At 50.4% G+C, this 22,328-nt stretch carries 21 protein-coding genes and 1 pseudogene; 18 read left to right on the plus strand and 4 right to left on the minus strand.

Annotated features, from left to right (window positions below; genetic code table 11):
- The 4 genes from V6P94_RS09685 (at position 1) to V6P94_RS09700 (ending at position 5,482) form a co-directional block, all read left to right on the plus strand.
- On the plus strand, positions 1-2,106 hold the full coding sequence (locus V6P94_RS09685) for a site-specific integrase (protein WP_338649283.1): 2,106 nt from the start codon (positions 1-3) through the stop codon (positions 2,104-2,106).
- A 32-nt stretch (positions 2,107-2,138) separates the two neighbouring features.
- Positions 2,139-3,119 (plus strand): hypothetical protein, encoded by a 981-nt coding sequence (locus V6P94_RS09690; protein ID WP_322151120.1) that lies wholly within the window; start codon positions 2,139-2,141, stop codon positions 3,117-3,119.
- The gene (locus tag V6P94_RS09695; protein ID WP_338649284.1) at positions 3,120-4,406 is read left to right on the plus strand and encodes a site-specific integrase; all 1,287 of its coding nucleotides are present in this window, start codon (positions 3,120-3,122) and stop codon (positions 4,404-4,406) included. It begins immediately after the preceding gene.
- Between the two features lie 167 nt (positions 4,407-4,573).
- Positions 4,574-5,482 carry a hypothetical protein gene (locus V6P94_RS09700; RefSeq protein WP_322151124.1) on the plus strand — a complete coding sequence of 303 codons (909 nt, stop codon included), beginning with the start codon at positions 4,574-4,576 and terminating at the stop codon, positions 5,480-5,482.
- Between the two features lie 349 nt (positions 5,483-5,831).
- On the opposite strand, the gene V6P94_RS09705 is transcribed toward V6P94_RS09700, so the two are convergent.
- The gene (locus V6P94_RS09705) at positions 5,832-6,332 is read right to left on the minus strand and encodes a helix-turn-helix transcriptional regulator (RefSeq protein ID WP_322151126.1); all 501 of its coding nucleotides are present in this window, start codon (positions 6,330-6,332) and stop codon (positions 5,832-5,834) included.
- 164 nt (positions 6,333-6,496) lie between these two features.
- Here V6P94_RS09705 and V6P94_RS09710 point away from each other — a divergent pair, with 164 nt between their 5' ends.
- The 5 genes from V6P94_RS09710 to V6P94_RS09725 all read left to right on the plus strand — a co-directional run bounded on the left by V6P94_RS09710 (position 6,497) and on the right by V6P94_RS09725 (position 11,337).
- Positions 6,497-6,904, plus strand: coding sequence for a DUF6957 family protein (locus V6P94_RS09710; protein WP_322151128.1), 408 nt, complete (start codon positions 6,497-6,499; stop codon positions 6,902-6,904).
- A 42-nt stretch (positions 6,905-6,946) separates the two neighbouring features.
- Positions 6,947-7,369 (plus strand): hypothetical protein, encoded by a 423-nt coding sequence (locus V6P94_RS09715; RefSeq protein WP_322151130.1) that lies wholly within the window; start codon positions 6,947-6,949, stop codon positions 7,367-7,369.
- A 105-nt stretch (positions 7,370-7,474) separates the two neighbouring features.
- Positions 7,475-8,203: a metallophosphoesterase family protein gene (locus V6P94_RS09720; RefSeq protein WP_133075667.1), complete on the plus strand. Its 729-nt coding sequence runs from the start codon at positions 7,475-7,477 to the stop codon at positions 8,201-8,203.
- A gap of 211 nt (positions 8,204-8,414) precedes the next feature.
- A complete protein-coding gene (locus tag V6P94_RS25055; protein WP_405046741.1) occupies positions 8,415-8,666 on the plus strand; it encodes a DUF6957 family protein in 252 nt (83 codons plus the stop codon).
- 73 nt (positions 8,667-8,739) lie between these two features.
- Positions 8,740-11,337 (plus strand): hypothetical protein, encoded by a 2,598-nt coding sequence (locus tag V6P94_RS09725; protein ID WP_203304648.1) that lies wholly within the window; start codon positions 8,740-8,742, stop codon positions 11,335-11,337.
- Positions 11,338-11,865: 528 nt separating this feature from the next.
- On the opposite strand, the gene V6P94_RS09730 is transcribed toward V6P94_RS09725, so the two are convergent.
- The 3 genes from V6P94_RS09730 to V6P94_RS09740 all read right to left on the minus strand — a co-directional run bounded on the left by V6P94_RS09730 (position 11,866) and on the right by V6P94_RS09740 (position 16,133).
- The gene (locus V6P94_RS09730) at positions 11,866-12,882 is read right to left on the minus strand and encodes a hemolysin family protein (RefSeq protein ID WP_133075664.1); all 1,017 of its coding nucleotides are present in this window, start codon (positions 12,880-12,882) and stop codon (positions 11,866-11,868) included.
- On the minus strand, positions 12,879-14,255 hold the full coding sequence (locus V6P94_RS09735; protein ID WP_133075663.1) for a hemolysin family protein: 1,377 nt from the start codon (positions 14,253-14,255) through the stop codon (positions 12,879-12,881). Before V6P94_RS09735 ends, V6P94_RS09730 begins: the two co-directional genes overlap by 4 nt.
- A 786-nt stretch (positions 14,256-15,041) precedes the next feature.
- Positions 15,042-16,133 (minus strand): IS630 family transposase, encoded by a 1,092-nt coding sequence (locus tag V6P94_RS09740; protein ID WP_044272157.1) that lies wholly within the window; start codon positions 16,131-16,133, stop codon positions 15,042-15,044.
- A gap of 417 nt (positions 16,134-16,550) precedes the next feature.
- Between V6P94_RS09740 and V6P94_RS09745 the strand changes: the two genes are divergently transcribed.
- From V6P94_RS09745 to crcB (V6P94_RS09785), 9 genes and pseudogenes are all read left to right on the plus strand, one after another.
- Positions 16,551-16,973, plus strand: coding sequence for an arsenate reductase ArsC (locus V6P94_RS09745; RefSeq protein WP_338649285.1), 423 nt, complete (start codon positions 16,551-16,553; stop codon positions 16,971-16,973).
- Positions 16,970-17,326, plus strand: coding sequence for a metalloregulator ArsR/SmtB family transcription factor (locus V6P94_RS09750; RefSeq protein ID WP_133075661.1), 357 nt, complete (start codon positions 16,970-16,972; stop codon positions 17,324-17,326). The genes V6P94_RS09745 and V6P94_RS09750 overlap by 4 nt, the downstream gene beginning before the upstream one ends.
- 25 nt (positions 17,327-17,351) lie before the next feature.
- Positions 17,352-18,635 (plus strand): arsenic transporter, encoded by a 1,284-nt coding sequence (locus V6P94_RS09755; RefSeq protein ID WP_338649286.1) that lies wholly within the window; start codon positions 17,352-17,354, stop codon positions 18,633-18,635.
- Positions 18,636-18,651: 16 nt separating this feature from the next.
- Positions 18,652-19,122, plus strand: a complete 471-nt coding sequence (locus V6P94_RS09760; RefSeq protein ID WP_326426806.1) for an arsenate reductase ArsC — start codon at positions 18,652-18,654, stop codon at positions 19,120-19,122.
- A 46-nt stretch (positions 19,123-19,168) separates the two neighbouring features.
- Positions 19,169-19,882, plus strand: a complete 714-nt coding sequence (gene arsH / locus V6P94_RS09765) for an arsenical resistance protein ArsH (RefSeq protein WP_338649287.1) — start codon at positions 19,169-19,171, stop codon at positions 19,880-19,882.
- A 165-nt stretch (positions 19,883-20,047) separates the two neighbouring features.
- Positions 20,048-21,103 carry an ArsO family NAD(P)H-dependent flavin-containing monooxygenase gene (locus V6P94_RS09770; RefSeq protein WP_338649288.1) on the plus strand — a complete coding sequence of 352 codons (1,056 nt, stop codon included), beginning with the start codon at positions 20,048-20,050 and terminating at the stop codon, positions 21,101-21,103.
- A gap of 134 nt (positions 21,104-21,237) precedes the next feature.
- Positions 21,238-21,341: pseudogene (locus V6P94_RS09775) on the plus strand (fluoride efflux transporter CrcB); the annotation flags it as partial.
- 150 nt (positions 21,342-21,491) lie between these two features.
- Positions 21,492-21,872 carry a fluoride efflux transporter CrcB gene (gene crcB, locus V6P94_RS09780; protein WP_338649290.1) on the plus strand — a complete coding sequence of 127 codons (381 nt, stop codon included), beginning with the start codon at positions 21,492-21,494 and terminating at the stop codon, positions 21,870-21,872.
- Positions 21,873-21,888: 16 nt separating this feature from the next.
- Positions 21,889-22,293: a fluoride efflux transporter CrcB gene (gene crcB / locus V6P94_RS09785; protein ID WP_095023947.1), complete on the plus strand. Its 405-nt coding sequence runs from the start codon at positions 21,889-21,891 to the stop codon at positions 22,291-22,293.
- Positions 22,294-22,328 lie beyond the last annotated feature (35 nt).

Below are 22,328 nucleotides of genomic sequence, written 5' to 3' on the forward strand. Positions count from 1 at the left end.
ATGATTGCCAATGATGATGAGGACGATGATTTCGAGCAGTTGATGCAAGAAATTGATAGTGAAGCCCGACAGGCTGCTGATGCCTATTTCAATAATCTCTATGAGACATCCCACGGGCGCTCCTGTCACTCTTCAGGTGAAGACGTAGCCGAGGAGTCGTCTGTCCCGCTAGAAGACTTATCTAATCGTCAGCGTAAAGGTGGTCTCAAGTTTAAACTGGCCGCTAGTCCCACTGGTGATTTTCCGGTTTCACACTATTCTAATTATAATCAAGGTCGCTGGATTTTGATGGAGGGAAGAGAGTATTGTGAGATTTCAATAGTAATTAATAATTCGCGTGAGGATTTACAATCGCTTAAGCGCGCAATATCGTACTATTTTTTACCATCCACTAATCCATTTGGGACTATCAAAAGTTACGTTTCGTCAATGAATTATGCAGATGCTTTTAAGTATGTCGAGCGTTTTGTTTTCAAGGATAATCATCTGGACGGTACTGAGGAGTCTCTATCAATTATAAGTTCAGATATGTTGAATCAGGCGCTTGATGAGTGCAAAGTACAGGCATATCCACATTCGTATTATATGTTATTTTTCTATATAAATTTTTGGCTTTCAGTCTCTGTCCAGCAGCTTATACCAAGTGAGCTTTGTCTGGATGTTGATGTTAATGAGATAGATACGCCTGAAAGAAGAAGAGATGTATATGATTATATCGCCGCTAATTTTGTCGGTTGGAAGCCTTTTACAGAGGAAGAACTCCGCTATTTACTAAGCTATGCCTATTTTTGGATAGATGAGGGCATCCCTGTGATTGAGGGTGTCCAGCGCTATCTGCTGACGATACCCAAGGCCCTAGAGTCGGTACACATCACGGCACAGCGTGATACACGATTTGAATCCGTACTGGCACAGCAGGTGAAAGGGATTAACATTGTCGGTTTTGACTATAATACCCTTTCCCAGCGCATGACTTCCTCCTCAGGACGTCACTTGGAATATATTCGACATAGCTATAGCTGGAAAGATAAATACAGGCGCGCTGTCGACAGGGTCAGGAATGCAATTTTTATTCTCTTTTGCCTGATGACTGGAATGCGCAAAAGGGAAATGGCTGCGCTTAAGTTTGAGGATGTTACGCGTGGGGCGGACGGCGTCTGGCGCGTATCCTTCGCTAGGTATAAAACAAGCACCGATCCAAATTATTTGGGGGATGCTGACCACATCAGCATCCCGGATTACTTGGGTGAAGCAATTGATTCGTTCAGGAAACTTCGAATTTTTGGTCACTATTTTCGCAAAGGTTATATTTTTCAACCTGTGAGAGGTGGGGCCACAGTAAACAGACTCGATCGAATGATTGCTAACGTAGCTCGTACTGTCGCAGGAGAGGCTGGCGTTCCTCAATTACATATCCACCGATTCCGTAAGACCATCGCAGAACTTTTGATCAATGAGTCTGAGGCCAATATCGACGTCATTCGAATGATATTTGACCATAGTTCATACGTCATGACACTTCGTTACATTGCGCGCAATCCCTTTTTAGTTTCCTCGGTGGTCGACACCCTCAAGGAACATTTTGCCGAGGATTTCGTAGATGTCGTTCGCGCTATTCATACTGGGGTTTACGCTGGTGATGCAGCGAACAGGATTGCTGATCAAGTGAATAAACGGCCCGAGCTATTCTCAGGCACCGTTTTGAAAACCACAGTAATGCAATATGTAAAGCACCTATTTGAGGGCGGTTCGTCGTTTCGAATCCAGCGCACTTCTCTTGGCACTATATGTATGTCTCAAACATTCCATGAGTGCGACCAACTTCCGCCATGCCTGGCATCCACTACAGGATTAATCTATCCGGCAGGGCCTGATTTTTCCAACTGCCAAATTCATTGTGATAAAAACGTGATTCTTCAGGGGTCTCAAGATGCCATTGAGCATAATCTCAAGTTTTACAGGACGATTCTTGCTAACGGAGCTAGACTCAAGGTTGAGGCAGTCAGAGAACTTGAACTGAAGGTTTCAGTTAATGAGCGATTGCTTAACGAATTATTAGTGTCAGCTGCCAAACATAAAGTGGAGCCTTTCACGGATAGGTCATAAGCTCCTCGAGTTCATCAATGAGGTTCTATACTGTGAGCGTATCTGACACCGAAGAAAGAATAATCACGGTCATCCGCGACCACTTTTTGAGTGGTACGAAGGAAAAGCTGACAGTAGGGATTGTCTCCGAGCGTGCAGGTATATCTAGGCAAGCATTTCACAAGAATTATCTTCACCTTAAAGGATTCATCACTGGTCAGCGCACGGTCGATGAGCTGTTGCTTAGGCAAGGAATCGATGCCTCTAAGGTAATACTACAGACCCAAAAGCTTGTGAGAGAACTTGAGTCGGAGTTGCAGGATGTACTATCCAGGCAAGATGCGAGGTTCAAGGAATTTGAGAACAACATTATAACCTCTTTGATGACAAGTGATATCCTCACTCACCGCGCCAAAGAGTTGACCGCTGAGCTCCGTAAAAAAGCACTTCATGTTGAAAAACTTAAACGTGAATTAGATGAAAAGGAAGTTGAGTTATCATTAATCATTGCTAATACTGGTTCGCATCCACAACCTGTTCTAGGGAAGAAAGTGGATGTTCATGTTTTTAAGCCTGATCTAACCATTGCGGTCGCTAACTTGCCATCGGCTAACGACAAAGAATCCTATATCGTGCTCAAGCGCAAAGCAATTGACGCCATGCAACAAAAAGTACTAAGGCTACTCAAGAAGGGGGCAATAAACGTAATTATTTTTCAGGAGCGATACCTCTGCTCATTTGAGAAATTTATTGATCGCTATTGTTCAAAGCGCGATGAATCGCTTGTGGTCATTAATTTACCAATCTACTCTCGTATTGAAATCAAGGAATTTATACAAGCCCTGAAGGGCGCTGTACCGCTACAGCTATATGTCCCCTATTGCGATAGCGAGGCGGTAATCAACGCGCAGCGTGGTTTCCTATTCAGGAATGTTCCTGAATTTGAGTTCAAGGCTATGGCGAAGGAACCTTTGCCTACGATCTACGACGGCTATGACAAAGTGACGGTCTTCAGGATCGTACAGGGGGATTGAATGATTTCCATCGAGAGACGACAGCTTACCTATCCCCACGTATCCAATCCTGGAAGAATTAGGTCGCATTACGTACTCATTGCCGTGAATCGCGGCAAAAGGACTTTGCTGAGTCATGTAAATCTGTATCTGGAAGACGTGAGCTCCTCTCTTGATACTTCCAATCGGTATTCAAATATTATATCGCTTTTCTACCGGTATCTCTCAACGTTAGAGAAATATCGGACTGTACCAATCTCAAGCTATCACTCTTTAGTCGATAATAACGATATAAAGGAATGGCAAATCCAGCGCGAGGTTAGCCGAGTGGTCGCGCAGTCGACTAGGCCCAGCACAGAAACTATTATTGAGGATGCTAAGCGAATTTATGGCTTCTTTGAATGGCTTCGAAAAAAAGACTATCCAAGCTGCGTGTCTTTTCAGTATGTAACGTGGAGGGCGAACTTCAAGGACGAGGAGCTTTTAGCTCATATCAAACGGAAAGCTCTTACCGTTTTGGACGGGCGGGGGGTGCGGGCTCTTGATAGACAATACTTCCAAGATCGCTCCTACTCTTTACCCACAAATTATGAGATGAAGAGCCTAATCTTGGGGTATAAAGATCCAGTCTATGCTGCGCTTTTCAAGCTCTCCCTCGGAACGGCGATGAGGCCTATGGATCTTTGTAAGTTCCCCTACCTGGGCAACGGCCTTAACTCCCACATCAAGCCTTTTGAGTATGTGGGTTTAGATGGGGAAAATGTCGAGTACTATGTAAATCAGAGCAAAGGTAATAAATCCCGTAAGATCACCATTCACAAGCTTGACCTTAAAGCCTTGGACGACCATTACATCCAAGAGCATTACGCTCCCCGAGCAGAATTGTACGAAAAACGATTCGGAAAGCCATGTCCTCCATCAATTCTCTTTCTGTCCTCTCGGGGCATACCAGTGACGCCCAAAATGATTTCCCGCCGCACCGTTGCTGCTCGAGCGCGCGCTCGGGCCAGTGATCCGTCTATACGCAAGTCCATTCGTTTTTACGATGCTAGGCACTGGTGGCCGACTAAATTCCTTATCCAGCGATTTAAGGGCGGACTACTGGGGCAAATGAGTGAGGTGCGCGACGCAGCTGCTATGCAGGTTATCAAGAACCAGATGGGGCACAAACATCTGATTACCACCTATAACCACTATGTTGATCATGCTAGGGTGATACTGCGCGCTCATATGGGCTTGGTAAACGAACTCGTCACACATCCCTCGGAGACCGTAGAGCAATTTCTGGAGTCTCCGTCCCTGCTTTGACCCGTCTTTGCCGGGCTCTGCGCGAACGATCTCACTGATCCTAGCTATCAAGCTAGGTCAATACTGTGTCCTCGACCGTCTGACCCAGATTTACTCGACCATTCAGGTTCGCTCTGATGGCATTATGCTACTGTTGAGTCCTTTCTTGACTAGCAAGGATGAACGGTATGGTTACAGGCAAGTCAATCACCAGCGTCAATCGAATCATCGCGCACTCGCATGGCGCCCGCGAAATGCTGTTTGTGATTGAGCGAAACAAGCTCGATCAGAACATTGAGGCGCGGCTGGCGATTGATCACCTCAAAAAAGATGGTGACTGGATCCTACCTGCGGGTGTCGGCAAAGTAAGCGAATTCAATGCTCGTGGTAAGGAGATCAAACGGCGAGATCTCCCACTTATCAAGAAATCAGTTCCTCAATACCGTAGCTGGAAAGACTGGCATGGTAACGAGCACAGCGGGGTGCAAATTCGAAGTATGGATGTGTATCCCATTGACTTTGTACGCCCGCCTATGGAGCACCTTTCTCTGAGCGTCATTGATGGGAAAGAGTACATCGTAACCCGCCGGGTGAATTTTGATGAGCTGCCCGCTGCTCTTCTTCACTTGGCCAACCTCATGCTCGAATTCTTCCAGGAGTTTGAGATCTTAGACGTTGGGCGGCAGCGCATTGCAAAGGTGGAGGCGCGCCATCTGCAGTGGGAGTTGCTTCCTCCTGGGAAGTACCCTTGGAAGAACGCTGAGGCCATCGTCAAACCCTATTTGGCCGGTCTGCGGGCGTCAGAGCAGGGAGTGATCGAACATCGGATCAGGGAAATAACTCGATTCGAGCCTGATTTCTTTGCCACGGGCCGAGGGGGTTATCAAGGCTACTTCGTCTTTGGCTTTTCCAAGCGTGGGATTTACTTACTTGAGAGCTCACATTTGGATAACGCCACCTATAGGTTTGGCGAGGATTGGGAAGTCCTATCGACACTGACCAAGGATGAGATCATCAACGGCGATCATGGCCACCAGCGTTTCATTCACGATAAGACCTGGGGCCGTAAGATCCGGCAAATGCTCGCATACGCGTAGGGGTTGTTTACCCTTTGGTATGTCGTTCAAAGACGTGGCCCTCAGAGCATCAGAGATGGCTTCGGCGTCATGAGGCGCCTCTAGCCGTCTCTTCGAATTACCAATGCTACCGGCTAGATGAATTGAGCGTCTGGTTATAATGTCTGGGTTTCAGTCTTTTGATGCAGAGCCGGTCACTGTTGATCTCTATGAAGTCACTTTCCTGATCGGGTTCAACGGTTCTAGCAAGGCCGCAACCCTTCAGGCGCTTTGACGATTTTGTAGGCCAGCGCAAACACAAGGTGTCAGATCTTCTGCGACATATAGCCTATCCGTTGGGCCATGGTCTCCGGCCTCGCCTAAATTGCCGTTATACTTTTTGCCAGTACCGATACACCGTTGAGCTGGCCAATCCAAGCCTCTGTGCCACCTCAGCCTGACTCATTCCTAAAGTCTTCAGATCTCTCACAGCATCGGCATTCTTGGTATTGCCAGGCTTACCCGCAGGCCGCTTTTTCAGCTCTTTGCCCACAAACTGACTCCGAACAAGCACCTCTCCTCCTTCTGCTTTGAATGAGTCAAGTTCTGCACGTGCTCTCTCAAGGGTGGTGTCGGTAGGTTCATCCTTCTGGATAGCGACGCATAGGGCTATAAGAGCAATAGGATCAAACTGGAGGGCATCTGCTAATTCGATCAATTTCGCGACCGTGATATTGCTCTTTCCTTGCTCCAGCTTTCCTATGTTTGCTTTTGCACTGACGTCTGCCAAATCACCATAGTCAAATCCCCGGATTGTCCTGATTGCCCTGAGTACTCCGGCGATCTCATTCTTAAGCGACATAGTCAGCCCTAAAAGCGAGGATAGAGCCATAACGCCTGTCTTCCGATAAACCACGTTTGGTGGTAGTATTGAAAGTGCGCGGTGACGCTTTCTCAGAGTTGAGCCGCACAACCATATGTTCAGGGTCTTTTGGATATGGGCATGAGGCAGTTTTAGCGCCAAACATATCACATGTATTGTCAGAGGTTTTTTGATTGGAATTTGAAGAAATCCAAGCAGCCAGCGAGCTCCTCTCCACCACTGGAGAGCCACGCTCTGGATCTGGAGAAAGCCAAGAGCGCTTGATTCAACTAGTACAGAGCCGCTTTCCAAACAAAGGTTTTTGCATTGTCCAGCAGTGGACAATCGTGCACGCGATAGCGAGCGATGGGGATCTCACTAAAATCCACGTTCATGGCCATCTGCCGCTCTTTGTTTTCGCCGAAAAAGTCATCCTAGACAGCCGAGGACGCTTCGATTACGGAAATTGGGTGCGCAGTACCATGGCCATTTCATTCCAAGATGGCTTTCTCTTTGAAACCAAAAATACTGTGTACGTTTTGATGGGAGACGGCGACGAAAAGTCGGCCAATCTCGCCGCGATACTGTCTCTTTATCAGTGATGTCAGCTGCAACTGCGGTCTGTAGATCCACGGGAATGCGAAATGTTTAGAAGTCATGAAGCCTTTGCCGAGGGCGCCCCTAATATCTTTGGGGATGGGTATTCAAACTGGCGGATATTTGAACGCCACTTGGCTCATCCTTGGTATCACGTCGTTCTTGAAGAGTGCTTGGATGGCAAGGTGTGGCCACGCACCATGATGATTAGTGACATCGATATGCTCGAAGAAATACTTTCCCAACAAACCAGCGAGTTTGTCGTTACGGAAATTCAGGTCGTCACGCCGGGGTGGATGAACAAAAACGGCAAGTGGATCATGGAGGGGCTTTCGGGGTTGCTGGTGGGATATGACTCCACGGGATGTCGGGTATGTCTTCATAACATAGATGACGAAAAGGCTTATACCGATGCCCCAGGTCGTCTTATTGACGCTCACTCTCTTAAAGGGCTTCGAGTGATTTTTTAATCCAAGTACGTAAACGCAGTCTCTCCTTGCAAGGCGAGCAATGCTCGGAGGCCGGCCGCCGCAGCGGTATCCAAAGTACAACTAAATCGAAACTGGTCGTCCGTTATGAAAATTCAGATTTACTCTGACCTGCACCTCGAGTTCGCTCGGTTCGATCCCGCCTCAAGCGAAGCGGACGTAGTAATTCTCGCCGGCGACATTGATATCAAATCGCGGGGCGTGAAATGGGCAAGCGAGGTTTTTCAATGCCCAGTGATCTATGTATGCGGTAATCATGAGTACTACGGCGGGCACATAGGTCGCACACTGCTAAAAATGAAAGACGCTGCATTGCCCCATGTGCATGTACTCGAAAACGAGATGCTCATTCTCGATGGCATACGCTTTTTAGTCACAACTGCCTGGACGGATTATTCGGCTACGGGGGATGTGGTTGCGGCAAAGAGAATTGCTTGGGATTCGATGAACGATTTTTTGGTGATTCGAGCCGACTTGGATTACAGGCGCTTGCGTCCAGACGACCTAGTCGCTAAGTCAGTGAGAGCTCACCTATGGTTAACCCAAGAGCTTAATAGACCTTTCGACGGCAAAACAGTAGTGGTCACACACCATGCACCTGTGTTGGATTATCTGGGCGATGATCACTCAGGGCATCTGGCTGCAGCCTATGCAAACGATTGGTCAGAGTTACTTAGTAAGGCTGATCTTTGGGTTTATGGGCATACCCACGTTGCGGCGGATTTCTCAAAGGAGGGGTGTCGAGTGGTGTCCAATCCACGCGGTTATCCGGGGCAGAACACGGGCTTTGATCCTGATTTATTGATCGAGCTTTGATTATCAGTGATTGGCTATTGGACACGTTCGCGTGGCTGGCCGAGCTCAACGGGATGGAGGATTTTTGATGGTGACATTGGAAGAGGTTTCGCAACTCTTGTACGGCGCTTGAGAGGAGGTTGTCGGCTGGGAAGGCTCACTAGAAGACCTGATCTCTTTGGCAGCAAAGACATTCCCGGGCAAAGCATTCTGTGTGGTGAAACAGTAGATATTGATCGACCTCACCGTGACGCCGGTTGAAAGGGAAAAGCTTACGAGTCTCGGTCTAATTCCCGCGACTCTTTTCGCTCATGAAATCGTCCTAGACAGTAAAGGTCGTTTCCAGCCAGCCATGTGGGTACGCAGTAATTTCGGAAAGTTTTTCTCGGAAGGCTGTAAGCGTCCGGCCAAGTCATCTACACAGCGCCGATGCTATGCCCCCCAAGAACCACCTTGGATGTATACAGCCACATCTTGTAACTAATATAGTGGCCAAATAATACCAAAAAGCTAGCTAGTGCCTACGCTCAGGAATTCCTCTGTGAAATGAGCGCACCATGACTAAGATTGAGGCAGTGCCGGTAGTATCTGACGATTTTGAGACGTGGCTGAATGCGCGCCCCAAGTGGTTGCAGACAGCGGCTCGAATGATCATCGACTCGAAGCGGCAGTTGAATCAGGATGAAGTTAAAGCGCTAGCAAGGCTTTGCCAGCTCGAAGCCAAGGATGAAGCTGATCCAGGATTTCTGAACGTAATCCCCGGCACTTTATCGCAGGTAGCCAATAGACCTTTGCTTCGGATTGAGGAGATCCTTGATGTGCATGGGTTAAATGCAATCAAGGCTGGCGCTCACCTTCCATTCGGCAAAAGCAATCTCTCGGTGATCTACGGGCAGAATGGAACCGGCAAGAGCGGATTTGCAAGGCTGCTAAAGGAGATCTGTGGATCACGATCTAAGGACGAGATACGCGGTAACGTATTCGATTCAACACCTACGCCCTGCCGTGCCCATTTCAAGGTGTCAATCGACGGTAAGCCGGCGGATGTTCACTGGGATGTCCCAAGCGGGCCTCACAAAGCTTTACGACATGCACAGGTGTTCGATAGCAAGGCTGCCCAGCAGTACATGGGCAGGACTGAGGCATGCTATGAACCCAGCCGGATGAAGTTTGTATCCGCGCTGATCGTCACAGCGGACGCTGTTAGCGCAGAGCTTGCAAGAGAGAAATCACTGCTCAGCAAAGCGTTACCCGCCATCCCAGAAACGCTAAATCACACCGCAGAAGCAAAATGGCTTCAGGGCCTGAAGAGTTCAACCACGACCGCGATTATTGATAAGGAATGTCTGTACACCGATCTTCTTGATCGGGAGCGTATAGAGAAAGAGGCCCTACTCGCAGAGAAGGATATTGCGGGTCGGCTGCTGAGCATCAACAAAGAAAAAACTGCGCTGAAAAGTATTGAAACAGCAATGTCGACACTTCAACAGGGATTGAACGATGCGACGGCAGGCACGCTAGAGACCCTGAAAAACGCCGCTGTTAAGGCCAGGAATTCGAGCCAAGAAGCGGCGGCAGCGATTTTCGGTAAAGCCGAGCTCGACGGTGTTGGCTCTGCGACCTGGCAGGATATGTGGGAGTACGCACGCGCATACTCCAACGGCACGGCCTACACAGAATCTCAGTTTCCCAATATTGCAGCTGACTCACGCTGCGTAGTTTGCCATCAAAGCCTTGATGAGGATGCCAAAGTCCGCCTGGCTGGTTTTGAGAAGTTCGTCACTGACGGCCTTGAGACAGCCGCCAAGAAGGCTGAAAAAAGTTTTACTGACCACAAAATCCGCTTGCCAACTCTTCCAGGGCAAGCCGACTGGATCGTTCACATGTCCACTTTGGGCTTCGAGGAAGGCGATGCGATCACGTGGCTTGGCATGCTCAAAACGAGGCGTGATCAAGTCGTACTGGGAAGCCCTGTTGGCACCTTGCAAGCTTTCGACTGGACGAACATTAATGAAGCGGTAAAAACCAAGTCTGCAGACTTGATTACCGAGGAATCTAGCCTATCTGCCCTGTTACAGGATGAGCATCGTCAGGCAGTGCAGAACCGAGTCCAGCAACTCCAAGCCAAGCAATGGCTTTCACAGAACAAAGCGTCAATCAGTGCTGAAAGGGCTAGGTTGATCGCCGTTGCGGCAATAGACAAAGCCTCCCGTTCAGCCGCTACCAACTCCCTGACCTCCAAGAAAAATGAGTTGGCCAAAACCGAGTTGGACGCTGGTTATCAAACTCGATTCCTACAGGAACTGAAGCTATTGGGCGGCCACCGCATGCCAATTGCTCCGCAGAGTAAATCGGGTGGTAAAGGGAAGATCACATTTGGCTTGAACCTGGTAGGCGCGCATGGCTCACATGGCCTGGATTACATCTTGAGTGAAGGCGAGACCAGAATTGCTGCACTGGCTGCGTTTCTAGCAGACACCACGGGCTCGAACCAACTGGCCCCCTTCATTTTTGATGACCCAATTTCGTCACTTGACCAAGATTTTGAGGAGAGAGTCGTCGAGCGTTTGGTGTCCTTATCAGCGACGCGGCAGGTCATCATTTTTACTCACAGGCTCTCTCTAGTGTCATTGGTCGACGCGGTGACGGAAAAATGGAACAAGATGCCAGGGATGCCATCCGTCAAGCCGACCCTGACCTCGCTTAGAAGGATGGACAAAGTGGCTGGCATCGTCGCCACCGCTAGCGCTCGAGACCTGAAACCGGAAAGCGCTGTTCGCGGATTGATCGACAACGCTATTACGCGCCTGAAAAAGCACCAGGAAAGGGCTGAGGTCGACGCTTACGAGGCACTCGGCAAAAGCGCCTGCAGTGACTTCAGGGTGATCGTGGAGAAGACGATTGAGTACATTCTTTTAGCGGATGTCGTAGGCCGTTTCAGGCGTGCAATCAATACCCAAGGAAAGCTGCACAAGGTCGCCAAGGTGACAAATGAAGACTGCATATTCATTGATGACCTGATGACTCGCTACTCAGTGTTTGAACATGCTCAGTCCGATGAAAAGCCCAGCAGCAGTCTTGAGCTGGATGTATTTGAGGCCGATGTAAAGGCCTTGCAAAGCTGGATCACCGAGTTTGGGTCTCGAGCCGCTTGATGTTCTGAATAGGGGTCAGAATCGATTTGAAACTCCGAATTCTGACCTCCGCAGATGCGTTCGCTGTTTTCTGCCGTCATGGTCTACGGATCTGAATTGCCAGCGCATAGAACTGTCAGATCTGCCGCACCATGCGTTGCTAGATGCGCGAATGCTTGGAGATCTTTTCAAGATCTTGGCCTCCCGGCTTGTTTTGTCACTATAAGGGTGTATTACGACATGGGTCGATAGAGCTTTCTACCGGAAGGTTGGTGTCACTCCATTGCGGAATAGAACACCGGCAACCGCTTAGCCCAAACCACCGAAAATCGAACTGTTTTCTGCATTAATGGTAAGCAAGCGCCTGCGACCAACAGTCCATAGGACAGTCCAATAACTACACTGGTAGTTGACCATCCTGTTTCTTTAGAAGTCGGTGTCGCAAGATCTGTAACTCTGATCAGCAATTGAAGCTCAGCTGAAAATTGCCACTATCGAGCAAGGAGTAGCTGCCAAGTAATAAGCTCTCTGCATTTATACGTGAGGACACTAGGCGCTAGAGGCTGCTGGGAGTACTCGTTTGAGTATGTCTGCCAGAGTTACAACGCCCATTAAGCGATCTGCGTTCACGACTAAAGCTAGCTGAATGCTCGATTTACGCATACGCGCAAGTGCTTCATAGACTGGGGTTTTTGCGTCAAGCACAAAAGCTTCTCGTGCTAGCTCATGCGCAAACCGAGTCTCTGGCTCAAGCAATGTATCGCGTACGTGAACTACCGACGGTTGTATGCCCTCGGCTCCCAGCACGAGAATGCGCAGGTGCCCGGACTGGATGGCCGCAGTGCGTACATCCTCCACTGTTGCATCCCGTGAAACGTGAACCATCGCTTCTCTCTCGATTATCAGAGCTTCGACGGGAAGCGTGCCCAGGTCGATCAGACCTGAAATCTGCTGCTGCATCTGCGGTTTTAGAGTGCCGACCTTCGCCGAATGCTCAACGAGCTGCCTTATGGTCTCAATATCCTGACCACCAACTGCGGCGCTTTCGACTGGCTCGACACCTGAGGCTTTTACGAGACGGTTGGCGATTCTATTTACCCATCGCAACAGCGGGCGTAGCGGCCAAGTATAGATCCGAGAGACGATGCCAATTGCCAGAGCGGATCTCTCCGGGTGCGCAATGGCCCAGGACTTGGGCGCCATCTCACCGACAACCAAGTGCAAGAACGTCACTATGAAAAGCGCGAAACCAAAAGCTGCGCCACCTGCAACCCACTCAGGCAAGCCCCACGCGATGAATACGGGTTCGAGCCAAAAATCGACCGCAGGTTTTGTCACCGCACCTAAGGCAAACGTACACAGCGTGATTCCTAGCTGTGCACCGGCAAGCATTAACGTCAAATCATTCATGCCGCGCAAAGCAGCACGAGCGGACGTACTGTTGACTGCCAGCTCTTCAAGCCGGTGTCGACGAGCGCCGAGCAACGCAAACTCTATGACAACAAACAAGCCACTCAGCGCAATGAGAGCGATTGTCGCTGTCGTGACTATCAGCGGATCATTCATTGACCTTCCTCTATCATAGGTACTTTGACCAGCCGTACGCGAACTTCGGTCGGAACATGTCGTTCAATACGAAGCACATCAACTTCGAGTCGATATCTCACCGGTTTGTCGGAGATCAGTTCGGCAGCATCTATAGGTAGATCAATGGTGACTGTGTCGCCTTCACCAGGGAGTGCGCCAAGCTCAGCGATCAGCATACCTGCCACTGTCTCAACATCAACGCGCGGTAGGTCGTGACCAATGATTCGCCTGACCTCGTCGAGGTGAACGTCACCTTCCATTGTCCAAGTGTTTTCCCCTTCAGACACGACGGCATCGCCGACTTCTGCGTCATGCTCATCGGTAATTTCACCAACGATTTCCATGGCGAGATCTTCAATCGTGAGCACCCCAGCGAAACCACCATACTCGTCAATAACACAAGCTAGCTGATCGGTTGTTTGAACCAACTGATCAAGGGCATCTGGCAGCAGCATCAGCGTCGGTAACACCTTTGCAGGTCTCATCAACGACGATACGGTCACGTTGCTGTTCCCCGTAGAGAGGTGTGCAAGCACGTCGGCGAGATGAACAACGCCCACAGGGGCATCATCGTCATCAATTACGGGATATCGGGTATGAGCGCGAGCCATAAGCTCTCGTAGCTCTTCGAGTGTCGTGTCTGGTTCAACCCAGTCAACTTGTGATCTAGGCACCATAGCGTGCTCGACGTTGCGCTGCGGGAAGTCGAGGATGCGATCCATCATGAGTGAAAGCTCACGTGGTAGGTCGCCACTGTCGCGCGAGTCCGCGATTATGTGCGGTAGGTCGGTAGCCGATGCGCTTACGTCGAGGTCATGAATCGGCTCGATGCGCAGCAACTTCAGGAGAAGGTTGGCAGACTTGTCGAAGAAACTAATTAGCCAGCCAAAAGCTGACATGTAAAAGAGCGTGGAGCGGGCAAGCCCGAGCGACAGAGGCTCTGGATTCGCGATAGCAAGGTTTTTCGGATAAAGCTCACCCACGACCATTTGGATAATCGTAGCTGCAATTAGGGCTAGACCTGTTCCGACGGTCACCCTAGCTTCAACGGGAATACCGGTTCCTGCGAGCAGAATACCTAATGACTCACCGACCAAGGGCTCTGCGACATAACCAACAAGTAAGCCTGTGACGGTAATGCCAAGCTGGGCACCCGACAGCATAAAGCTGGTGCGGTTTGTGACTGCTAATGCGCGCTTTGCAGCCGTATCACCGGCAGCAGCCAATGCTGAGAGCCTAGTACGGTCAACCGCCATGTAGGCAAATTCTTGCGCAACAAAATAGCCATTCACAGCGATGATCGCCAGTATTGCCAGGATACCGAGAAGGAGTGTAACAATCGTTTCGATCATTTGGCTGCACGACCAAATTTAGAATTTTGACAGCGGCTGTATGTTGCTGGGCTGGGGGCCACGAAGAAGTCCAAGCAGATAAGGAATCGAGAGCATACGGGCGTTTACTCGGTGCAGTCTAGCTAGAGAATTTATTCTGTTTGTGAATGCTAGCTTCAATTGACCAATATTTAGACACGCGAAAAGCAGCTTTCTGTCACCAGCTCAATCGCATTCAGATCACGCAATTATCGTCATGAAATAGAACTGCATCCCTCTGCTGGCTATCGTATTTTCGCGCATTGAAAATTTTCAATAATTGTCGGAAAGTTATTGGTTTTATTTTGGTGATGATATTGGTTGCGACTAGATAATAGATATTTCTGGTTGTTGCTCTCAAGTAGAGTGGCTTTAAATTATCTGGGTTTGCATGCTTATCTGTTGAGATTTTCAGATTTGAGAGGCTCTCTGCAGTTGCCGTTGTTGAGTGTGGCGTACTTTGGTTGTTAAGTGATTTGGACTTCTCTAAGTCTATCCATTTCAATAAAGTTTTAAAATAAGCTCCGGTCATCCGTTGCGGGGCGAGCCTGATCGCCTATCGCATAGCTATTAGGGCTTTAGATAAGTCGCAAGCGTTTTATACGGCTAGGTGTTTCTAGCTAACTTAAACTATGTGTGACCCACTAAGACCCTTTGTGTTGCAATATTTGTCAGCTGTGAAGCTGAGTGCTTCTGAAATTTTAGAGCCAATTAATATCCCTGTCGTTCAAAAAAACCTGCCACAGCTGTCGCTAGTGTCTCGAGCGGTTAGTTCATTAGCTTATTCTTCATCACACTCAGCTTTGCCATATGTACCGAGCTGATGATGGCCGCTGCGGTCTTTGTCCACTTGAACGGCTTGGCTGAATGCTCGTTATGAGCAGTAATGAACTGGCGGATCGCGACTTTCAGATCAGTAACACTGGTGAAGACACCTCGATACAGTGCGCGTCTCTCCAGCTGTGAAAACCAGCCTTCCACCGCGTTTAGCCAGGACGCACTGGTCGGCGTGAAGTGCAGCTTGAAGCGCGGATGTTTTTCCAGCCAGGCCTTGATCGCTGGGGTTTTGTGGGTCGAACTGTTATCCAGGATCACATGGAGATCCAACTCGGCAGGCGTGTTCTTATCAATCTGCCGGAGGAAATCCAGGAACTCCTTGGCCCGGTGCCGCTGGGTAATCCGGCCCATTACTTCACCGGTCATGATGTCGAACGCGGCGTACAAGCTCGCCGTGCCATGGCGCTTGTAATCATGGGTTCGCCGCTCGATCTGCCCAGGCCGAAGTTGCAGCATTGGCTGAGTACGATCCAACGCCTGGATCTGAGTTTTCTCGTCAACCGACAGCACCATGGCGTTGTCCGGAGGGCTCAGGTACAGCCCGACCACATCGATGACCTTCTCAGCGAAGTGCGGATCGTTGCTGATCTTGAATGTCTTCAGTCGGTGCGGCTTGAGATCCGACGCAGCCCATATCTGCCGGACTTGCCAGGTGGTAACGCGAGCGTACTTGGCCATCAACCGGACGCTCCAGTGCGTTGCTTCCTTGGGAACCCGGTGCGTTGTCAGGGTCAGGATTTCTTTGACTTTCTCAGCACCCAGCTTCAAAGGCTGACCGCTACGCGGCAGGTCGTTCAGGCCGTCGATGCCCGACGCCAGATAACGCTTTCGCCACTTGAACACGGTCGGTGTCGTGATCAGTAATTGCCCACAGATGGCAATGGGCGTCACCCCTTCATTGAGCAAAAGCAGTATCCGCGCCCGCTGAGCAAGGCTCTGCTCCAGCGTACTCATGCGCAGCCAACCTTGAAGCGTAAGAACGTCGGCGGGCTGTAGTGCAAAGGGAGCAATTGGACGAGGCATGCCTGGAACCATCTCGGGGCGAGGGGTGCACAGTATATCGTGGTACGTTAGAAAATAAACTAACCGCTCACGACACTAGCAAATGGAGGCGAGCAACTCCATGCTGGATGTCTATCGCTGCAATGTCCCAAAGCACTACGACTTCGACCCCTTTGGATATGCATTCCGGCATTACGACCTGGGCGCAATATGGTCTGTGGGGAGATAGGTTGATTTCAAGTCGGCTCGAAAATGCAGCTATTGCTCACCGGTAATTTTCGTTGCCTGGAGCGTCATATCACTGCCTATTCTTAATCATCCTTGATGCTCCAGTATTTGGACTGTGACAGTCCATATGTGAGAAGCAGGAGTCGTATTTGCTTTACCGAATATTTGATTAAGCGTATATTCGATTTTCCATATATGAGGAGGCCTATCATGAGCCTTGCGATCAGAGTGCTTTTTGTCTGTGTTGGCAACTCTGCCCGCTCTCAGCTTGCTGAGGCATTGCTTAGGCTTACTGACTCTCGCTTTGAGCCCTTCAGTGCAGGCTTTGAGCCTTCTCATGTTGATCCGCGCACGATTCAGGCTTTAGAGGCAGTTGGGGTCGATGCAACCGGCCTGCGCAGCAAGTCTATAAATGAGTTTCGCACTGAACGATTTGACTACGTCATCGCTCTTTGTGACAAATCCGCAAGCGAGTGCCTTTCTATGCCCAGCGTCAGTGAGGTTATCGCTTGGGATTTCCCTGATCCGGTGATCAGCAATGACCCCGCAGCATTTCGCCATACGCTCCATGACATCCATGAGCGCATCAAGCTCTTCGTTTTGGTTAAGACCAAACACCAGGAGGATTTATGACAGAACCCATGAACCCAACAACGCTATTCAAGTGCTTGGCAGACGACACTCGAACCAAAATTACGTTGCTCGTTGTTAATGAAGGGGAGCTGTGTGTCTGCGAACTTACGGCAGCACTCGATTTGAGTCAGCCCAAAATTTCTCGCCACTTGGCGTTGCTTCGCTCATCCGGTCTGCTGATGGATCGTCGTCAAGGCCAGTGGGTGTATTACCGATTACACCCAGGCTTACCTGACTGGGTAACTACCGTTTTGAAAGAGGTTGTCGATGCCAATCAGCAGTGGTTGGAAACCGAGGCAAAACGCCTATGCGGTATGAACGGCCGTCCTATCAATCAGGCCGTGTGTAGCTAATTCACGTCCAACCCGGGTTACTGAAATGCTGATTGCCGTATTGATCTTCATAGCCACCATCGTGCTTGTCATCTGGCAACCTAGGGGGCTTGGTGTAGGGTGGAGCGCCATGATGGGTGCTGGCGTGGCTCTGCTTACGGATGTCGTTACCATTGGGGATATTCCCGTGGTTTGGAGCATCGTCTGGAACGCCACCGGGACATTCATAGCGGTCATCATCATTAGCCTGCTGCTTGATGAGGCAGGATTTTTTAAGTGGGCTGCGTTGCATGTCGCGCGATGGGGGGCTGGCAGCACCCGTAAGCTCTTCGCATTGTTCATCTTGTTAGGCGCGGCGGTATCGGCGTTATTCGCCAATGACGGTGCGGCACTCATACTCACGCCCATCGTGATTGCGATGCTGCTGGCGTTGCGCTTTTCTCCCGCTGCAACGCTAGCATTTGTGATGGCCGCTGGTTTTATTGCCGATACGGCGAGTTTGCCATTCGTGGTTTCCAACCTAGTCAACATCGTTTCTGCCGACTACTTCGGTATTGGCTTCAATGAATATGCCTCGATCATGGTGCCTGTAAACATTGTCAGCGTGGCGGCAACATTAACCATGCTGTTGTGGTTCTTTCGCAAAGATCTGCCCACAACCTACGACCTCAATCAACTGGACAGTCCAAGTGAAGCAATCCACGACCGTGCCACGTTCGTAGCCGGTTGGTGGGTGCTAGCGCTGCTCTTGATTGGCTTCTTCGTCATCGAGCCGTTGGGGGTGCCGATAAGCGCCATTGCGGCGGTATGTGCATTCATCCTCTATGTCATCGCAGCTCGTGGCCATGCCATCAACACAGGCAAGGTACTCAAAGAGGCTCCGTGGCAAGTAGTGATTTTTTCTTTGGGTATGTATCTGGTCGTCTACGGCCTGAAGAACGCTGGTCTGACTGAACATATCGCGCAGATTCTGAACGTATTCGCAGGTTATGGCATCTGGGGCGCGTCCTTGGGTACAGGGCTGCTAACAGCACTCCTGTCGTCGATAATGAATAACATGCCCACCGTTCTGATAGGTGCATTGTCGATTCATGCCGCCGAGGTCGATGGCGTCGTCCAGCAAGCAATGGTCTACGCCAATATCATCGGCGCCGATCTGGGCCCGAAGATCACTCCAATTGGTAGCCTTGCAACGCTGTTGTGGCTGCACGTACTGGCCAAGAAGGGTATCAAAATCAGCTGGGGGTACTACTTCAAAATAGGGATAGTGCTGACCTTACCTATCCTCGTCGTCACCCTGTGCGCCCTGGCATTGCGCCTCAGTTTCTGAATCAAGGAATTATTTGATGAAAGTCTTGTTTATGTGCACCCACAACAGCTGCCGAAGCATTCTGTCTGAGGCGCTGTTCAACCACCTAGCACCTGAAGGCGTAGAAGCGGTTAGCTCGGGTAGCTTTCCCAGTGGTCGAGTGAATCAAAGAGCTTTGCAAACGCTGGAGGCGGTCGGTATCTCCACGGTGGGATTGAGCAGCAAGGCTTCGGATGCTTTTGAAGGCTCCCCTCCAGATATCGTTATTACCGTTTGTGATCGGGCTGCGGGAGAGGCGTGCCCAATCTTTTTCGGGCCAGCTTTGAAGGCGCATTGGGGCTTGGCCGACCCGTCCGAAGCCAAAGGCACAGAGTCCGAGATTACGGCGGCGTTTGACGTCACTCTCGACAAAATTCGTGAGCGTGTTGTCACGTTCCTTGCGCTGCCGCTGCAAACCATGAGCGCTGACGAGCTCAAGGCTGAACTGAACCGTATCGGTACGCTTTAAAGATCAACAGAGGCGGTGCCAGCTTGGCACCGTTGCAGGAGTTTATATGCAAGAGACATTGCCGAACGTACACGACGACCTGATCGACATTCCTTCGCTAGAGCAACTGGAACCGCGCACGCCGTCATTCCATAAACCTCGAATTTTGCTTCTCTATGGATCAACACGTGAGCGCTCTTTTAGTAGGTTGGTAACTCAGGAAGCAGCCCGCTTGCTGGAGGGGTTTGGCGCTGAAACCAAAATCTTCGACCCATCGGGTTTGCCATTGCCAGACGATGCTCCGGAGACTCACCCAAAGGTCGCAGAGCTGCGCGAGCTGATGCAGTGGTCTGAAGGCCAAGTATGGTGTTCCCCAGAGCGTCATGGCTCCATGAGTGCAGTTTTCAAGGCCCAGATTGACTGGGTTCCGCTGGCAATGGGCGCCGTACGTCCTACGCAGGGGAAGACTCTCGCTGTGATGCAGGTCTGTGGAGGTTCGCAATCTTTCAACGTGGTCAATCAGTTACGGGTACTGGGTCGGTGGATGCGTATGTTCACTATCCCCAACCAATCTTCGGTGGCCAAGGCGTTCACCGAGTTTGATGAGGCAGGCCGGATGAAGCCGTCCTCGTACTACGACCGTCTAGTGGACGTAATGGAAGAGCTTATGAAGTTCACCCTACTTCTGAGGGATCGCCAGGACTATCTTGTTGATAGATATTCCGAGCGCAAAGAGTCCGCAGAAGAGCTGTCCAAGCGTGTCAATCAGCGCTCTATTTAGTGTCATTACGTGGGAATTGCATGAGTCAGATCACGATCTGTTAGAACCGGAGTGTGGCACCTCTCGCAACACCTTGGCGTTGATCCGCAACAATGGCTGCAGGGGCTGAACCGACGCAAATGAAGCTGAAAGAATGAGCATGGAGTAATAGCGGTGAATCCAAATATGAAATTTGATGTCGTAGTAATTGGCGGCGGCCAATCCGCACTCGCAACCGCCTATTTTCTGAAGCGTTCAGGTATGTCATACGTGCTACTTGATGCAGACCCGGCGCCAGGAGGCGCATGGCAGCATGGGTGGGATTCACTCCGACTATTTTCTCCGTCTTCATGGAGTTCGATTGCAGGCTGGCCTATGCCTGCTGTGTCGGAAGAAACGCCTAGCCGTGACGATGTTGTCGATTATCTGACTCAGTATGAAAAGCGATACAACTTTCCCATCATTCGTTCTACGTGGGTATCCCGTGTTGAGAGAATTGAAGACGGTTTGCGCGTTGTTTCGGGGGATAGATATTGGGATGCCAAAGCGGTCATCAGTGCAACAGGCACTTGGAACCGTCCATTCATTCCAAGTTATTTAGGGCAGGAGTTGTTTTTAGAACAGCAGCTTCATTCCGCTCATTATGTAGGCCCGAATAGGTTTGAGGGAAAGACTGTCCTTGTTGTGGGCGGGGGGAACTCGGGAGCCCAGATTTACGCCGAGGTTTCCAAAGTAGCCCAGGCAACCTGGGTGACTCAAGAAGTCCCAAGGTTTCTGCCTGATGAGGTTGACGGCCGCGTCCTGTTCGAACGAGCTACGGCTCGATTGAAAGCCCAGCAGGAGGGCTCAGAACCTAAAGAACTCATAGGTGGGCTAGGTGATATCGTTATGGTTCCATCGGTAAAAGAGGCTCGTGAACGCGGTGTGCTGAACGCGGTACGACCGTTCACTCATTTTACTCCGACAGGTGTCGTATGGCCGTCAGGACATGAGACGACGGTGGATGTCGTTATCTGGTGCACCGGGTTTTTTCCAGCGCTAGACCACCTTACAAGCCTAGGCCTTGTAGGCCAGGACGGCAAAGTAGCAGTGGACGAAAACCGAAGTGTTGATTTACCCAATTTATGGCTGGTGGGTTACGGCGATTGGACGGGGCTCGCTTCTGCAACATTAATCGGCGTGACCCGTACTGCACGAGATGTGGTCAAACAAGTGCATAGCTATCTCGCGGGCGTAGCCTGATGGTTCGTAGTAGATCAAGCGCACCTACTATGACGCGAGCTCAAGCTTGGGAATCAATGCCCACTATCAGTACTTCTGCGCAGAAGATGCTCAATGAGCGTTGATTGGGTCAGCCTCATACCTTGGACTTTACGACCTTAAGCCCTAAGTGGCGCCTCCTTATAAACACGGGTTTCTGTTGCGGTCACGCCACTTTTCTACATTTTCAGCCGAAACGGTTGCTTTGAAGCAAGAGGGCGGACAGGGCTGTACAGCCCCCACTTATGTCGGTACTGGCTTGCCTACCATGCAGGCGACGTGTCCTATCGATTGATGCCTCATTCATGTCTACGCGGTTTTTATCAACTAGAGTTCCCTGAAATTATCAACTGGCACGAGAGGGAACTTCATGACTGCGCTGGATGTTTTTTGGGTCGGATTGGGGGGCGGGCTGGGGTCTTTGCTGCGCTGGTGGATCGGACTGCGGGTGGGGCAGTTCTATAAGGGATCATTCCCGCTGGGCACGTTTTTGATCAACGTCAGTGGCGCCTTTGTGATCGGTTACTTGAGCATTCTGTTTACCGTTGACTGGCGTGACCGCTACGGCGACTTCCTGAGTGCTGCCGTGCTCACTGGTATTCTTGGCGGCTACACAACGTTCAGTAGCATGCAGCTGGATGCTTCCAAACTGATCAAGGCGAAGGATCGTGCATGGGCGGCAGGTTATCTGATCATCTCGGTACTGGTCGGTCTGGCCGCCGCCGCATTCGGCGCCTGGCTGGCGCGCTGACACAGGAGCAAACACCATGTTGAACATGATTATTCTGATTTTCGTCGGCGGCGCGTTTGGCGCCATGTGCCGCGAATTTGTCATGCTGTCAGTGCCGCGCTTGGCCGACGGCTTTCCCATGGATATTTTTGTCGTCAATATCGTCGCAGCCTTCCTGCTGGGGGTGGCCACGTCACTGTTCAAGAGCAACCGGATCAATCAATACGTACACGTCATGGTCGGCACCGGGATCATGGGCGGCCTGTCGACGTTCTCAAGCTTTGTCTTTGGCGCCGTGGAGATGATGAAAGATCCCGCCAGTGTGTTCGTGTCCATCAGTTATCTAGTGCTCAGTCTAGTCATCGGATTTGCTGCAGTGGAGTTGGGCCTCGTAGCCGGGGCCAAGGTCTCGCCAATACCAGCAGCGGACTCTTCGCACTAAACGTTCCTGATACATAAAAAGCCCTTGAGTATTGA

This window comes from Pseudomonas sp. ML2-2023-3 (genome assembly GCF_037055275.1).
In the GTDB taxonomy this organism is placed as follows: Bacteria; Pseudomonadota; Gammaproteobacteria; order Pseudomonadales; family Pseudomonadaceae; genus Aquipseudomonas.

Coding starts and splice junctions, on each gene's coding strand:
- V6P94_RS09755 (WP_338649286.1), top strand. CDS start 17,352: ATGCTGATTGCCGTATTGATCTTCATAGCCACCATCGTGCTTGTCATC.
- V6P94_RS09745 (WP_338649285.1), top strand. CDS start 16,551: ATGAGCCTTGCGATCAGAGTGCTTTTTGTCTGTGTTGGCAACTCTGCC.
- V6P94_RS09720 (WP_133075667.1), top strand. CDS start 7,475: ATGAAAATTCAGATTTACTCTGACCTGCACCTCGAGTTCGCTCGGTTC.
- crcB (WP_095023947.1), top strand. CDS start 21,889: ATGTTGAACATGATTATTCTGATTTTCGTCGGCGGCGCGTTTGGCGCC.
- V6P94_RS09750 (WP_133075661.1), top strand. CDS start 16,970: ATGACAGAACCCATGAACCCAACAACGCTATTCAAGTGCTTGGCAGAC.
- arsH (WP_338649287.1), top strand. CDS start 19,169: ATGCAAGAGACATTGCCGAACGTACACGACGACCTGATCGACATTCCT.
- V6P94_RS09695 (WP_338649284.1), top strand. CDS start 3,120: ATGATTTCCATCGAGAGACGACAGCTTACCTATCCCCACGTATCCAAT.
- V6P94_RS09725 (WP_203304648.1), top strand. CDS start 8,740: ATGACTAAGATTGAGGCAGTGCCGGTAGTATCTGACGATTTTGAGACG.
- V6P94_RS09700 (WP_322151124.1), top strand. CDS start 4,574: ATGGTTACAGGCAAGTCAATCACCAGCGTCAATCGAATCATCGCGCAC.
- V6P94_RS09730 (WP_133075664.1), bottom strand. CDS start 12,882: ATGAATGATCCGCTGATAGTCACGACAGCGACAATCGCTCTCATTGCG.
- V6P94_RS09770 (WP_338649288.1), top strand. CDS start 20,048: ATGAAATTTGATGTCGTAGTAATTGGCGGCGGCCAATCCGCACTCGCA.
- V6P94_RS09760 (WP_326426806.1), top strand. CDS start 18,652: ATGAAAGTCTTGTTTATGTGCACCCACAACAGCTGCCGAAGCATTCTG.
- crcB (WP_338649290.1), top strand. CDS start 21,492: ATGACTGCGCTGGATGTTTTTTGGGTCGGATTGGGGGGCGGGCTGGGG.
- V6P94_RS09735 (WP_133075663.1), bottom strand. CDS start 14,255: ATGATCGAAACGATTGTTACACTCCTTCTCGGTATCCTGGCAATACTG.
- V6P94_RS09685 (WP_338649283.1), top strand. CDS start 1: ATGATTGCCAATGATGATGAGGACGATGATTTCGAGCAGTTGATGCAA.
- V6P94_RS09705 (WP_322151126.1), bottom strand. CDS start 6,332: ATGGCTCTATCCTCGCTTTTAGGGCTGACTATGTCGCTTAAGAATGAG.
- V6P94_RS09740 (WP_044272157.1), bottom strand. CDS start 16,133: ATGCCTCGTCCAATTGCTCCCTTTGCACTACAGCCCGCCGACGTTCTT.
- V6P94_RS09715 (WP_322151130.1), top strand. CDS start 6,947: ATGTTTAGAAGTCATGAAGCCTTTGCCGAGGGCGCCCCTAATATCTTT.